This is a genomic window from Duganella fentianensis, from assembly GCF_009857835.1.
In the GTDB taxonomy this organism is placed as follows: domain Bacteria; phylum Pseudomonadota; class Gammaproteobacteria; order Burkholderiales; family Burkholderiaceae_D; genus Rugamonas; species Rugamonas fentianensis.
The window spans coordinates 25857-39252 of the sequence record NZ_WWCL01000002.1 but is presented as its reverse complement, the minus strand read 5'-3'; the positions used below and the strand labels follow the sequence as shown (position 1 = coordinate 39252).

At 62.0% G+C, this 13396-nt stretch carries 14 protein-coding genes; 10 read left to right on the top strand and 4 right to left on the bottom strand.

Going from position 1 to position 13396, the window contains the following annotated elements; genetic code table 11:
• Nucleotides 1–69: 69 nt before the first annotated feature.
• From GTP23_RS07945 to GTP23_RS07920, 6 genes are all read left to right on the top strand, one after another.
• Entirely contained in the window at nucleotides 70–435 is a 366-nt protein-coding gene (locus GTP23_RS07945) for an HPF/RaiA family ribosome-associated protein (RefSeq protein ID WP_161034721.1), read from the top strand.
• 27 nt (nucleotides 436–462) lie between these two features.
• On the top strand, nucleotides 463–1419 hold the full coding sequence (locus GTP23_RS07940) for a TerC family protein (protein WP_161034720.1): 957 nt from the start codon (nucleotides 463–465) through the stop codon (nucleotides 1417–1419).
• A 29-nt stretch (nucleotides 1420–1448) separates the two neighbouring features.
• Nucleotides 1449–1871, top strand: a complete 423-nt coding sequence (locus tag GTP23_RS07935; RefSeq protein ID WP_161034719.1) for a TerB family tellurite resistance protein — start codon at nucleotides 1449–1451, stop codon at nucleotides 1869–1871.
• 104 nt (nucleotides 1872–1975) lie between these two features.
• The gene (locus GTP23_RS07930) at nucleotides 1976–2236 is read left to right on the top strand and encodes a hypothetical protein (protein ID WP_161034718.1); all 261 of its coding nucleotides are present in this window, start codon (nucleotides 1976–1978) and stop codon (nucleotides 2234–2236) included.
• A gap of 50 nt (nucleotides 2237–2286) precedes the next feature.
• Entirely contained in the window at nucleotides 2287–2943 is a 657-nt protein-coding gene (locus GTP23_RS07925; protein WP_161034717.1) for a VOC family protein, read from the top strand.
• An 82-nt stretch (nucleotides 2944–3025) separates the two neighbouring features.
• A complete protein-coding gene (locus GTP23_RS07920; protein ID WP_161034716.1) occupies nucleotides 3026–3640 on the top strand; it encodes an esterase/lipase family protein in 615 nt (204 codons plus the stop codon).
• On the opposite strand, the gene GTP23_RS07915 is transcribed toward GTP23_RS07920, so the two are convergent.
• Together GTP23_RS07915 and GTP23_RS07910 are read right to left on the bottom strand one after the other, a co-directional pair.
• Complete coding sequence (locus GTP23_RS07915; protein ID WP_371866860.1) at nucleotides 3630–4697, bottom strand: acyltransferase family protein; 1068 nt, start codon at nucleotides 4695–4697, stop codon at nucleotides 3630–3632. The two genes, GTP23_RS07920 and GTP23_RS07915, sit on opposite strands and share 11 nt — an antisense overlap.
• A gap of 210 nt (nucleotides 4698–4907) precedes the next feature.
• Entirely contained in the window at nucleotides 4908–6890 is a 1983-nt protein-coding gene (locus GTP23_RS07910; RefSeq protein ID WP_161034714.1) for a helicase-related protein, read from the bottom strand.
• Between the two features lie 181 nt (nucleotides 6891–7071).
• Here GTP23_RS07910 and GTP23_RS07905 point away from each other — a divergent pair, with 181 nt between their 5' ends.
• Nucleotides 7072–7386 carry a TM2 domain-containing protein gene (locus GTP23_RS07905; protein ID WP_161034713.1) on the top strand — a complete coding sequence of 105 codons (315 nt, stop codon included), beginning with the start codon at nucleotides 7072–7074 and terminating at the stop codon, nucleotides 7384–7386.
• An 83-nt stretch (nucleotides 7387–7469) separates the two neighbouring features.
• Entirely contained in the window at nucleotides 7470–8066 is a 597-nt protein-coding gene (locus GTP23_RS07900) for an IMPACT family protein (protein ID WP_161034712.1), read from the top strand.
• Between the two features lie 33 nt (nucleotides 8067–8099).
• Here the strand turns inward: GTP23_RS07900 and GTP23_RS07895 are convergent, their stop codons facing one another.
• Nucleotides 8100–9716 carry a methyl-accepting chemotaxis protein gene (locus GTP23_RS07895; RefSeq protein ID WP_161034711.1) on the bottom strand — a complete coding sequence of 539 codons (1617 nt, stop codon included), beginning with the start codon at nucleotides 9714–9716 and terminating at the stop codon, nucleotides 8100–8102.
• A 275-nt stretch (nucleotides 9717–9991) separates the two neighbouring features.
• On the opposite strand from GTP23_RS07895, the gene GTP23_RS07890 reads away from it, so the two are divergent.
• Nucleotides 9992–11392, top strand: a complete 1401-nt coding sequence (locus GTP23_RS07890) for an L-cystine transporter (protein ID WP_161034710.1) — start codon at nucleotides 9992–9994, stop codon at nucleotides 11390–11392.
• 58 nt (nucleotides 11393–11450) lie between these two features.
• Nucleotides 11451–11708, top strand: a complete 258-nt coding sequence (locus GTP23_RS22575; RefSeq protein WP_155436546.1) for a hypothetical protein — start codon at nucleotides 11451–11453, stop codon at nucleotides 11706–11708.
• A 69-nt stretch (nucleotides 11709–11777) separates the two neighbouring features.
• Here the strand turns inward: GTP23_RS22575 and GTP23_RS07885 are convergent, their stop codons facing one another.
• Complete coding sequence (locus tag GTP23_RS07885; protein ID WP_161034709.1) at nucleotides 11778–13199, bottom strand: OmpP1/FadL family transporter; 1422 nt, start codon at nucleotides 13197–13199, stop codon at nucleotides 11778–11780.
• Between the last annotated feature and the right edge of the window lie 197 nt (nucleotides 13200–13396).

Sequence of the window (13396 nt, the reverse complement as noted above, 5' to 3'; positions counted from 1 at the left end):
ATTCGAATTGTACGAATGGTTGAGCGTCCCTATCATGAGTTCTGTCATTCACTACGAAAGGAAATGATCATGAACATCGCGATTCAATCCAGCGGTCTGGTCCTGACAGAGAGCCTGCGTGCCTATGTGCACCGTCGCCTGCAGACGGCGCTGGGCTGGGCGCTGACGCGCCGGCTGGCCGTCTGGCTGTCGGACATCAACGGTCCTCGTGGCGGGCGCGACAAGCGCTGCAAGATTCAGATCAGCCTCGATCATGGCAAGACCATCATCATCGAGGATACCGAGGAAGATATGTACGCTGCCATCGACCTCGCCGCTGAACGGGCCGACCGCGCACTGGTCCGCCAGATGGCGAAAAACCGCGCCTACAGCCACGACAAGGGCCACACGCTGGCGACGTCCGAGCCGGAGTCCGACACCACGGACCCGCGCTGACAAGTCCAACTCAAGGGAGAGTAAGCCATGACGGGAACGGAACACATCGGCAGCACTGCCCTCTGGGCTGGCTTCGTCGCTTTCGTGCTGCTGATGCTGGCCGTAGACCTGTGGGTCTTCGGCGGCAACAAGTCGGAGAAAGTGACGGCGCGTGCTGCGGGCGCATGGTCGCTGGGCTGGTTCGGCCTTGCGCTGGCCTTTAATGGCGGCCTGTGGTGGTATCTGCAGGGCAGCGTAGGCGCCGAGATCGCCGGGCAGAAGTCGCTCGAGTTCCTGTCTGGCTACCTGATCGAGAAAGCCCTGTCGGTCGATAACATCTTCATCTTTCTGCTGATCTTCTCGGCGTTTCAAGTCAAACCCGAGTACCAGCGCCGTGTGCTGATCTACGGCGTGCTGGGCGCCATCATCATGCGCGCGATCATGATACTGGCCGGTGCGTGGGTGGTGAGCGAGTTCAGCTGGGTGCTGTATCTGTTCGGCGCCTTCCTGCTGTACACGGGCGTGAAGATGTTCCGCGCAGTAGATCACCAGCCCGACGTGCGCAACAACCCCGTGCTACGCTTTGCCCGCCGCTATCTGCCCGTAGCGGAAGGCGAGCATGGCGAGAAGTTCGTCATCTGGAAAGATGGCAAGCGCTACGTCACGCCGCTGCTGCTGGTGCTGATCCTGATCGAAGCCACGGATCTGGTGTTTGCCGTCGATTCCATTCCGGCCATCTTCGCCATCACCTCGGATCCTTTCATCGTTTTCACTTCGAACATGTTTGCGATTCTGGGCTTGCGGGCGCTGTACTTCCTGCTGGCCGATATCGCCGGGCGCTTCCACCTGCTCAAGTATGGGCTGGCACTGGTGCTGTGCTTCATCGGTCTGAAGATGCTGCTACTGCCATGGCTGCACATACCGGTGCACATCTCGCTGTCCGTCGTCGCTGCGCTGATCGCTGCCAGCGTGCTCGCCAGCCTGTATGTAACACGTAACAACTGACCTTACCAAATTTCTCAAGGAGTACTGCAATGCGACATTACGAAACTGATAGCGCCAGCGCCGCTGGCCGTCTTCTGGCTCTGTGCATGGTGGTGGACGGCAACCTCGCCCCAGCCGAACTGCGCGCGCTGCAGCGTTCGCGCCTGCTGGAATTCATCGATATCGACATCGATACCTTTCACGACCTGTTGAGCGACCTGTGCCACGACATGCTGAGTACTTCAGTCAAGCATGAGCACGTGGTGCTCGATATCGCCACCATCGACGCGCTACTGGGCGAGATTCACGCTCCCGAACTGCGCCGCGAACTGCTGCGTGCCATGTGGATTATTGCCGATGCCGACGGCGTGCTGGCCGATGCCGAGGCCAGACTGCTGGCGCGGGCCTGCGCGGTATGGTCGGCCGAATCGCGCTTCGTCAAGCAAGAGGCGCAGGAACTCGCGCAAGACTGATGCTGCAGCGACGGCCTGCGCGGGCAAAATGTTAGAATGCCGCCTCACCGGTGCGCGCTACCCAGCCGCCCATCGATACCCCCGCAGGCCCACGAAAGCACAACATGAGAAAAACCGATCTGGCCAAATACGACGCCAAGAAACTGATGAATAAAATGACCGTTCCGGGTACGGAATTCGGCAAAGCCGTCGTTACGATCGACAAACGCGAACAGCGCCGTCTCGATCAGGCCGCAGGTCTGGTGCCGTTTGCCACCAAGCTCAATGCGGAGCTGGTGGCACAGTTGCACGCACTGGCCAAAGAACAGGGTAGCGACGTGGGTACGGTAGTCACCACGCTGCTGAAAAAAGCCCTCGCAGCCTGAAGCTGGCGCGCAACCGACCTGCCCCAAGCGCCCCCGCTGCCAGCACGCCCGTGGAACTCGATCATATTTTTCTGCGTACCTCGGCCGGCGCGCCCGAAGCCGCGCTGCTGCTCGAGCTCGGCCTGACCGAAGGCAGCGCCAACCAGCATCCGGGCCAAGGCACGGCCAACCGCCGCTTCTTTTTCAACAACGCGTTTCTGGAACTGCTGTGGATAGCGCATCCGGCAGAAGTAAGCAACGCCGCCACCAGCCCCACCCAGCTGGCGCAACGGCTAGCCCCCGAACAGACGGCATCGCCGTTCGGCCTCTGCTTCCGCCCATCAGGGGCCGGCTCGACACCGCCTTTCCCCAGCTGGCCCTACCGCCCCGCCTATCTGCCAGCCGGCATGCAGGTCGATATCGCCAGCAACACACCCTTGCACGAACCCATGTGGTTCTACCTGGCGCAGGCTGTGCCGCCAGCACAGGCAGTGGCAGCGCGGCGCCAGCCACTACAGCATGCGTTAGGTGTGCACGATATCACCGCCGTCACGCTCACCGTGGCAACGGACACAGACTGGTCGCCGGCCGCGCAGGCAGCCGGCGCCAGCGCCGGCATCACGCTCAAGCGCGGCACCTGCCATCTGCTGGAACTGGGCTTCGACCATGGCGCGCAAGGCCGCAGCATCGATCTGCGCCCTACCCTGCCCCTGCTATTGCATCTCTAGCCTGCTGCCACTCGGCAGCCCGGGACTTTTGCATGGATAATACTTCTGCCTATCTCCGGCAATCCATCCTGAGGCGCTATCGATGCAGCTACTTTTCGTTCACGGACTAGGGTCGACCCGCTTTGATTTTCTGCTTAACGCCAGACGGCTGCGCCGGCACGGCCATCACTGCTCGGCATTTGCCTACTGGGCCGCATTCGAATCGCTGGCAAGCATCCGCCAGCGCCTGATCGCCCGCCTGACGGCAATGGCGCAGCAAGGTGATTATGCTGTCATCGGCCATTCCCTGGGCGGTGTTCTGCTGCGCGATGCCTTGCTACAGCTACCGGCCGGCGTGCGCCCGCCCTGCCATCTGTTTCTGCTAGGTTCACCGATGCTGGCCACGCAGGCCAACCAGTTTCTGAACCGCTCGCGCATCTACCGCTATCTGGCCGGCCCCTGCGGACAACTGGTGGTATCCGCCAGCGCCATGGCTGCCATCGGCCTGCCTGCCCTGCCCACCACCTGCATCGCCGGCACACGGGGACTGACGGGGCGTTACTCGCCGTTCGGCACGCAGGCCAACGACAGCATCGTGCGCACCGCGGAGCTGAGTCTGGAAAGGTTCGAAGATGTGGTCACGCTACCCCTGCGGCACCCGATGCTGCCGGCCAGCGCCGCAGTGGGCGCCGCTATCGCCAGCCGGCTCAGGCAGTAGCCGAACGCGCGCCCAGCTGCAGGCCGGTCGCTTCCATCAGGCGGCCCAGCGGCAGTTCCACCCAGCGGTGGAACACGGCGCCCGCCATCAGGCTCAGCCCCCATGCGGCCAGCATGCCCAGCGCCTGTGCCAGCGGCTCGGCCGGCGCAAAGCGGGTAAAGGCGGCGTTCACCAGCAGGCAGACAGGGAAATGGATCAGGAACACCGCATAGGAAATCTTGCCCATGCCGTGGATGGCCGTCCAGAAATGGCCCCGTGCCGGCACCTTGATGCGGCCGCACACCATCAGCAGCACGGCCACCAGCAGCGCCAGCGCAATGCGGCTACGGAAGTCCACCAGCAAGGCCACCAGCGCCGGCAGCAGCGCCATCAGCACCAGCAAGGCCACCGCCAGCGGCTTGCGGCGCGCATCGCTGCCCCACCAGGCCAGCAGGCCCAGACCATAGCTACCGAAGAAATACGGCGCCCAGTTATCCCAGTCCGGATCGAGATTGAAATGCAGCAGCGACAGGGTGACGCCCAGCGCCATCAGGATGGGCACCAGCCAGCCCAGCCGGCGCGCGCCCGTGCTGCGCCCCACTAGCCACAGCACCAGTACCACCGAGCTATACAGCTGGAAATCGATGGCCACATACCACGCACCGGCCGACAGCGAAGGATAGCCGAGCACACTATGCAGCAGCAGCGCATGGGCGCTGAGCTGGCTCAGCGTGGCCGGTTCCGAGATCGAGTGGTGGCTCATCCACTGCGCGGCGAAATAGGTGGCCGCTGCGGCGAACAGGGTGGCGACGAAGAACGGCGGCGCCAGCTTGGCATAGCGGCGCCAGATGGCCGACAACGGCTCCAGAGTGCCGGCATGGCCGGACGGCGCCAGCGACTTGGCCACCAGAAAACCGCTAATCACCAGAAACACCTGTACAGCGATGCGCGCATTACCGCTCAGGAAGGAGAACAGTTCCGGCCACAGGATACGGGCGTGATCCGACATCGGGCCATAAAAGGCCAGATGGTGCAGCACGATCAGCTGCGCCGCGCCTGCTTTCAACAGATTGATCAAACCAAATTGCGGCGGCGTCGATGCATGTGCCGCAGATTGTTCCCGTGCCACTACCGTCATTCACTTCCTCGAAATACCAGACTACCCAGGGGATGAAACGAAAGGCCGATATGATAGCCGACCTTGCCCCCTCGTGGCGCACTGTTGGCCCCGCCAGCCATGAAAAACGCGACATTATTCGGGTAATGGCCGCTTCGGCCTAACGATAGTTTAACGACGGAAGCGCTTGGGCTGCCGCTTGCGCGCAGCCGAGTTCTGTTCATGCAGCAGCGAGTCCACCCGGTCCGAAGCCTGCCGCGACAATTGCTGGGCCAGTTCCGTATCGGGGAAGTGTTCCGGCTGGCGGTAGGCCAGCCAGGCATAGGCCGAATACAGCCGGCAGGCATCTTCCACTTCCTGCAGCGACATATAGTGCAGCGGCACCTGCACCGCCTTCAGCCCGGTGACTTTTTTCGCTGCCAGCGCGGTCGCCCAGTGTTCCCACGCACGCTGCAGCGACGGCACCTTGCTCGATATCGGCACCAGCGACAGGGCAAATTTTTCCGCCACCGACAGGTCCAGCGTATCGAGCCAGGCGGCCCGCTCGAACTGTTCCTCGGTGATGCGCGGATAGAAGAAACCATCGGGCACGTCGATGTTGTGAACGAAACGCTTGAGCAGCTTGGCCAGCGACTGTTCCAGCGTCACCGAGGAAATCCGGTGCAAATGTTCCAGCGTGGGCGCCACGGCAAAACCGTTGGTCTTGATCGGTACGGGCTTCTCTTTCAGCAGCGAACGCATCACGTTATGCGTCTCGTTGTCGTAGCCGGCTACCAGCCCTTCCTCGTGCACGCCATAGCGCCCTGCCCGTCCCGCGATCTGGCGCGCCAGCGCGGCCGGAATCTCTTCTTCCTCGTAGCCGTTGTATTTCACCGTGGTGGTCATGACGATACGGGCGATCGGCATGTTGAGCCCCATGGCAATGGCATCCGTGCCCACCACCACATCGGCCGCGCCCTCGCGGAAACGCTGGGCCTGGGCACGCCGCACTTCAGGCGACAGGTTGCCGTACACGGTGGCCACCGACAGCCCCAGCTCCGTCACCATATCGCGCCACATCAGCACTTCACGGCGCGAGAAGCAGATGACCGCGTCGCCACGGCGCAAATTACCGAGCTTGCGCACCGCCGTCGGCTCCATGCTGAGCGGCCCTTTGCGTTTGAGGATGTGCACTTCCAGCTCGCATTCGAGGCGGGCGGCCAGCGCTTCGATGGCGCGGCGCGCTTCCGGCGCCCCCACCAGATACACGGTATGGGCCGGCGCACCGCACACGGCCGCCGTCCACGCCGCGCCGCGATCACGGTCGGCCAGCATCTGGATTTCATCGATCACGGCCACATCCACTTCGGTGCGGGTGTCCAGCATTTCCACCGTGCTGGCCACGTGGGTGGCCCCCGGCACCAGCCGGCGCTCTTCGCCCGTCACCAGACTCACGGCCAGCGGCTTGCCGCGCGCCTGCATGCCTTGCAAGCGCTCGTAGTTTTCCAGCGCCAGCAGACGCAGCGGCGCCAGATACACGCCGCTAGGTGCTTTAGCCAGCGCTTCGATGGCCATATGGGTCTTGCCGGAATTGGTGGGCCCCAGCACGGCGATGAAGCGGCGCTTGATGCGGCGCGCCACGTCGAAGGTGGCAGGATACTCGGCCAGATTGATACTCTGGCGCGTACGCTCGGCATGCTGTTCTTCCATCTCGCGCTCGACCGCATGCTCGAGCCGCTGGCGCAGCCGGTCGAACACGATGGCGGCCGGCTCGGCCAGCTGCATGCTGGCCAGCGCATCGAGGAAAGGTGCGGCATCGATATCGCAATCAGCACAGGCTTCGGCGATCTCCACCACGAAGGCCGCCACTTCGGCGTGCAGCGCATCGGCCGCGGCAGCACTAGCACGTTCGCGCAGCGTGGCGCTGCGCGTTGCCACATCCATCTTGCGCCACTTCGAGGCTTTGGCCAGCACACCGTAGGCCGGCACCAGATCATAGGCCACGCTCTGCCCGGCATATTCCACGCTACCGCTAAAGCGCAGGAACACCCGGCCTTCCTGGCGCGCCAGCTGTACGCCTTGCGCTGTCAGGTCTAGCTGGCGCATCAGCTCATCGTCTTCCAGTTGTTCGGGATCGACAGCAAGGGTGGCAGACGGGCGGGAAGTGGAGGACATGATGGGCAGTTTCAACAATTTCTAAACAAGGGGCGGAATTTTAGCAGGTGGTGATAGTTGGTGAGAAAGCCACACTCTGCGGCCTACTATAATCTCGCGCTAGCCAGTGGTGACTGGCTCACTTATGCTCTCAGGCGTGAGTACATTACCTTCATAACAATAACCGATCTGGAAGGACTTTATGGGCATGGTATTCTGCCGCGGCTGCGGCAAAGAAATTCACGAGTCAGCACCTGTCTGCCCGCACTGCGGCGCACCGCAAAACCTCCGGGGCGATAGCGGCCCGCGATCCGACAAGGATTTCGTCGTGACCGTGCTGCTGTGCTTCTTCCTCGGCATGTTCGGCGTGCACCGCTTCTACGTGGGCAAGGTCGGCACCGGCCTGCTGATGCTGTTCACTTTCGGTGGTCTGGGCATCTGGACGCTGATCGATTTCATCATCATCATTCTCGGCAACTTCACCGATAGCGACGGCCAGAAAATCAAGAACGGCTGATCGCGCTGTCCTCCCGCCTTTGTATTTCACAGGATTTCTGGCACCATAGGCCGGTTTACACCGGTTTCCTGCCAGAAGTCCTCATGCCTTATTCCATAGCTGCCCCCGTTCACAGCGAGCTGATCATCAAGAAAAGCCGCTTCATCGCCTGCGTCCAGCCCATGACCGACCGCGCCGCTGCGCAAAAAGTGGTGGCCGAGCTATGGGCCCAGCATCCGGGCGCCGTGCATGTGTGCTGGGCACTGCTGGCAGGCGGGCAATCGGCGGCCGTCGACGACGGCGAACCCAGCGGCACCGCGGGCCGCCCCATGCTCGACGTGCTGCGCCATCAGGATCTGGAAGGTGTGCAGGCCACGGTGGTGCGCTATTTCGGCGGCGTCAAACTGGGTGCGGGCGGCCTGGTCCGGGCCTACACGGACAGCGTGGCACAGGCCCTGCTCAAGGCCGAGAAAGTGGCCATCATCAAGCTACAGCATCTGCGCTGCTGTGCGCCGTATGCCATGGAAGGCATGGTGCGGCGTGAAATCGAACTGGCCGGCGCCACGCTGGCGCAAGTGTCGCACAGCGATCTGGTGCAATTCGAATTCCATCTGCCCGATACGGCGGCACCGGCACTGGTCAGCCGCCTCAACGAAGCTGGCCACGGCCGGCTGCAGTGGCTGGCCGACGAGGACCTGTAAGCACGGCCGGGCGGATGCCCCCCGCGACATCTGCTAAGCCCGCACCAGCGCCAGCGTGGGGCGCGTCCGCCTTGCAGCTACGGCCGGCACAGCCTGCTGGTCCAGCCGGAAGATGCTGACCATCTGCTCCAGATGGGCGGCCTGCTGCTTGAGCGCATCGGCCGCAGCTGCCGCCTCTTCCACCAGTGCCGCATTCTGCTGGGTCACTGCATCCATTTCCGTCACAGCCTGATTGATCTGCTCGATCCCTGCACTCTGCTGTTCGCCTGCGGTGGAGATGTCGCCCATGATATTGGTCACCCGCTCTACGCTGGCCACCACTTCCGTCATCGTCACGCCGGCCTGCTCCACCAGTTTGCTACCGGTATCGACCCGCTCCACCGAAGCACCGATCAACTCCTTGATTTCCTTGGCCGCTGCGGCCGAGCGATGGGCCAGGGTACGCACCTCGCTGGCCACCACGGCAAAACCGCGCCCCTGCTCGCCCGCGCGCGCCGCTTCCACAGCCGCATTCAAGGCCAGAATATTGGTCTGGAAGGCAATCCCGTCGATCACGCTGATGATGTCGACGATCTTGCGCGAAGACTCGTTGATGGCGCCCATGGTTTCCACCACCTGCCCCACCACTGAACCACCCTGTAGCGCCACGGCCGAGGCCGACTTGGCCAGCTGATTGGCATGCTGGGCATTGTCGTTGTTGTGCTGGACGGCAGCCGTCAGCTGCTCCATGGCGGAAGCAGTTTCTTCCAGCGCGCCGGCCTGCTCTTCCGTGCGGTTCGACAGATCCTGATTGCCATGTGCAATCTCGCTGGTAGCGGCCGCTATCGCTACCGTGCCGCCGCGTACTTCGGCCACGATGTTATACAGCGATTCGCGCATGCTCTCCAGCGCGTGCAGCATGCTGTGCTCGTCGCCCTGCTTGATACGGATGTGCACAGTCAGATCGCCGGCAGCGATGCGGTTGGCCACCGTCACGGCAAAGGCCGGTTCACCACCCAGCTGGCGCAGCAGCGAACGGCTGATCAGCAAAGCTGCTGCCACCCCCACCAGTAAAGCCAGCCCGCTCAGCACCAGCATGCTCTGCTGCGCGCGCGCATAGGAGGCTGCCGCATCTGCCGCATCGGCCAGGCTGTTCTGCTTCTGCAGAGCGATATATTCATCCATCGCATCCTGCCAGTGCTGCACGGCAGGGCCGGCTTCCCTGAGTAACACGTCCAGCGCTTCCGCGTCCTGATTGGCGCGTGCCAGCGTCACGACTTTTTCCGTCAGCGGCAGGCTGTGCCGGGCCGCCGCTGCAATGGAAAGGCGCAGCGCCGTTTCATCGGCTTCGGCGCCCAGCGCTTCCAGCGCATCATGCGCCTTGTGGTAACTGTCCCGCGCGTGGTGCAGCTTGCCCAGTTCGGCATCGATGGCCGCAGCATCCGTCAGCAGCACCACCGTATTGCTGATGCGGGCGATCACGTGCACAGCTTCCGACATGTCCTGCACCTGCGCCGTCTTGGCGACATTGCTATGCAAAATCTCTTCGAGCTTGGCATGGATCATGCTCATCCCATACAGGCCTAGCCCTGCTATCAGCAGCAGCAAGGCCAGCACCAGCCCGAAACCGCTGCCCAAACGTGCGCTCACGCGCATCTGATCGATCGCCATAAAACTACCCTTTCATGAACCACATCCAACATTTCATGCATGGAAAACCTGTTAAACAGCTACTTCCTGTCGCAATAATTTCCGCAGAAAAACTTTCAGTTACGAAGTTAGCGGATTCAGCAGGCTTTGTATATGGATATAGCGAAATATTCGAGCGCAAGGCCGCGGAATGCCTCGCGTCTGTCGGATTGGAGACGCTACAATGCCGCCCAGACAGCTTTAATCTAATTTCAATCTGCTCTTTTCAGCAAGCCTGACGACGGACGCAAACCCCCATGACCCTCAACGTGCTTTTCAATCTGCTGGCCGCGATCGCTGTGCTGGCGCTCCTGTATGTCCAGCAACGCCATACCTCGTCCTTTTCGGTGCGCGTATTCACCGGCATGGGGCTGGGCGTGCTGCTTGGTGCCGTGCTGCAGGCGATCTACGGCGCCAGCCATGCCGATTTGCTGACCACGAGCAGTTATCTCGACATCGTCGGTAGCGGCTATGTGAAATTGCTGCAGATGGTGATCGTGCCGCTGATCATGGTCTCCATCATCGGTGCCATCCTCAAACTCAAGGGCATCGATGCGCTGGGCAAGATCAGCGCCCTGACCATAGGCACGCTGATGGCTACCACGCTGGTGGCCGCCTGCCTCGGCATACTGATGGCCAAGCTGTTCGGCCTGACGGCCGTGGGCCTGACTGCTTCAGCGGCCGATATTGCACGCGGCGTCTACCTGCAAGGCAAACTGGAAGCGGCGCAGGCGATCTCCCTGCCCAGCATGCTGCTCAGCTTCATCCCAGCCAATCCCTTCCTCGACATGACGGGCGCGCGCAAAACGTCCACCATCGCCGTGGTGGTGTTCTCCGTCTTCATCGGCGTCGCCGCCAGCGGCATCCACAGCGAGAAGCCGGCCCTGTACGCCAGTTTCGAACATTTCATCCAGGTAGCCCATGCACTGGTGATGAAACTGGTGCGCATGGTGCTGCGCCTCACGCCCTACGGCGTGTTTGCCCTGATGGCACAGGTGGTCTCCACTTCCAGCTATACCGACATCCTGCACCTGATCGACTTCGTGCTGGCCTCCTACAGCGCCATCCTGCTGATGTTCGGCGTGCATCTGGTACTGGTGGCAACGACCGGCCTGAACCCGCTGCGCTATGTGAAAAAAATCCTGCCGCTGCTGACCTTTGCGTTCACTTCGCGCAGCAGCGCAGGTGCCATCCCCATGAGTGTACAGACCCAGACGCTGCGGCTGGGCACGCCGGAGGGCATCGCCAACTTTGCCGCCTCGTTCGGCGCCACCATAGGCCAGAACGGCTGCGCCGGCATCTATCCGGCCATGCTGGCCGTGATGATCGCCCCCACGGTGGGCATCGATCCCTACACGCTCAGCTTTATCGCCCCGCTGCTGGCCATCATCACCATCGGTTCGGTCGGCATAGCCGGCGTCGGCGGCGGCGCCACGTTTGCCGCCCTGATCGTGCTCTCGACCATGAATCTGCCGGTGGCGCTGGCCGGCCTGCTGATCTCGATCGAACCGCTGATCGATATGGGCCGCACGGCCCTCAATGTCAGCGGCTCGGTGGCGGCCGGCACGCTGACCAGCCGCCTGCTGGGCGAAACTGACCAGCAAGTGTTCAACAGCGATGCCGACCTGCCCGTCGATCAGGAAGCTTCAGCAGCCTGAAGGGAACCCGATGGCATTCAGGTGGTCTAACGGATTCCTCTTAATGAAAGGAATCGTTATGACCACCTCCCCCCATACTCCGCGCCTGCTTCTCGTAACTGTACTGGCCGTGGCGGCCTTGGCAGCCTGCAATAAACGTCCGGTCGACCAGCCGCCCACACCTACCGTCGCACCGGAACCGGCTACACCCGCCCCTGCAACACCGGCCACCACGCCGGACACCATGCCCCCCGGCAGCACCAACCCGGCCAATCCCAACGCCAACCCGAGCGCACCAGCGCCTGCCAGCGCCCCGCCCCCTGTCACCCGCCAGTAACTAGCCCGCTTTTTCCGGACGAAAAAAAAGGGCCCGAGGGCCCTTTTTTACTCGCTGCGAAAGACAGGCTTAGAACTTGTAGTTGTAAGCCAGGCCGATCAGCGACAAATGAGTCTGGTAGGTACCACGCGTGGTTTCGCCGTTACCCGTGCAGGTGGTCATCAGCGGATTGCACTTGTTGGTGTAGTTGATGTTCGCATCCTTGAAGTTCAGGTAGCTGTAGGCCAGATCGATGGACGCATTGTTGGCCACTTTCCAGTTAGCACCGAACGAGTACTGGATACGGGTGCTGTCTGGCAGTGCCGGATGGGTCAGTTCTGCGTTCTTGACTGGCGATTCGTCATACGCCACACCAGCGCGCAGGGTCAGCTTTTCGTTGTAGGCATAGTTGCCGCCCAGCGAAACGCGGATGGTGTTTTTCCATTGCTGACGGATCACTTCCGCACCTTCGGTGGTGCCAGGGAACTGGATGTCCAGATCGCCCAGACGGTTGTGGCGCACGAAGGTGATGTCTGCCATACCAGCCAGTTTCGAATCGAACTGGTGGAATACGTTGGCGGACAGGGTTTCCGGAGTACGCAGTTCAACCAGCGCAGCCGAGTTGACTTTGTGCGAAGCAGCCGACAGCACGCCATTGACCACTGGATCGGTGGTCACTTTGGAGAAGTCCCACACCGTGCTGCCGCGCAGTTTGTGCGCGATCGACGAACGGTAAGCCAGGCCGAAGCGGGTGTTCTGATCCAGCGTGAACATATAGCCCAGATTGAAGCCCCAGCCCCAGTCTTTGCCATCGTTGGAGCCGTGGGCATCGCCAGCCGTGCGCAGCAGCGCTGGGTTGCCGCCCAGGGTAGCGATCTGCTTGGCCAGTGCCGCGCCTTGAGCTGCGCCAGCGCCGGTCGACAGGGCAACGATGGAACCCGGTACGTCCACTGCCTGGCCCAGTTCGGCTTTCATGAATTCGGCGTCAATACCGAAACCGAAGGCGTGCTGTTCATTCAGTTTGAACGAAGCCGATGGATTCAGGGTCAGCGCTTGCAGCTTCACATCGGTCAGCGCATAGCGGCCGGTCCAGGTGTTGCCGTAGGAGATTTTCGTACCGTAAGGCACGAAGGAACCCAGACCGACGCTCCACTGGTCGTTGAGCTTTTTGCTCAGGTAGAACGATGGTGCCATCACGGCCGTCGGCACGTAGTCATCGGTTGCGGTACCGCCGGTAGGCTGGCCCGTGAATCGGGTCGAGCCGGTATCGGTGAAGGTCGAGTGCGGCACCACCACGGTTGCGCCTACGCTCATCTGCATGCCATCCAGGCGCGACAGACCGGCCGGGTTGGCGAAGATGGTGGTGGCGTCATTGGCTTCGGCGCCGTTCGCATCGGCCGTGCCTTGAGCGGCCACGCTTTGCGAACCGAAACGGTAGCCGGACGCTTGCGCGCCAACCGACATGACGCCCAGGGCGACAGCAATCATCAGGGGGAGGGTTTTGTGTTGCATCGTAGTCTCACTTTATGTAGGGCGCAGGGCGCCGGGTTCTTCTCGTCTCAGCATCGCAAAAAGTGCAGAGAGGCCAGCAGCATACTACACTTATAAAACAAACCAAAAGGCAAGTTGTTAGAGTGCACACACTAAAGAAAACCTTGAAACCGAGCGGATGCTCTGTACACGGGCGTAAAAAAAGGGCCATGACGGCC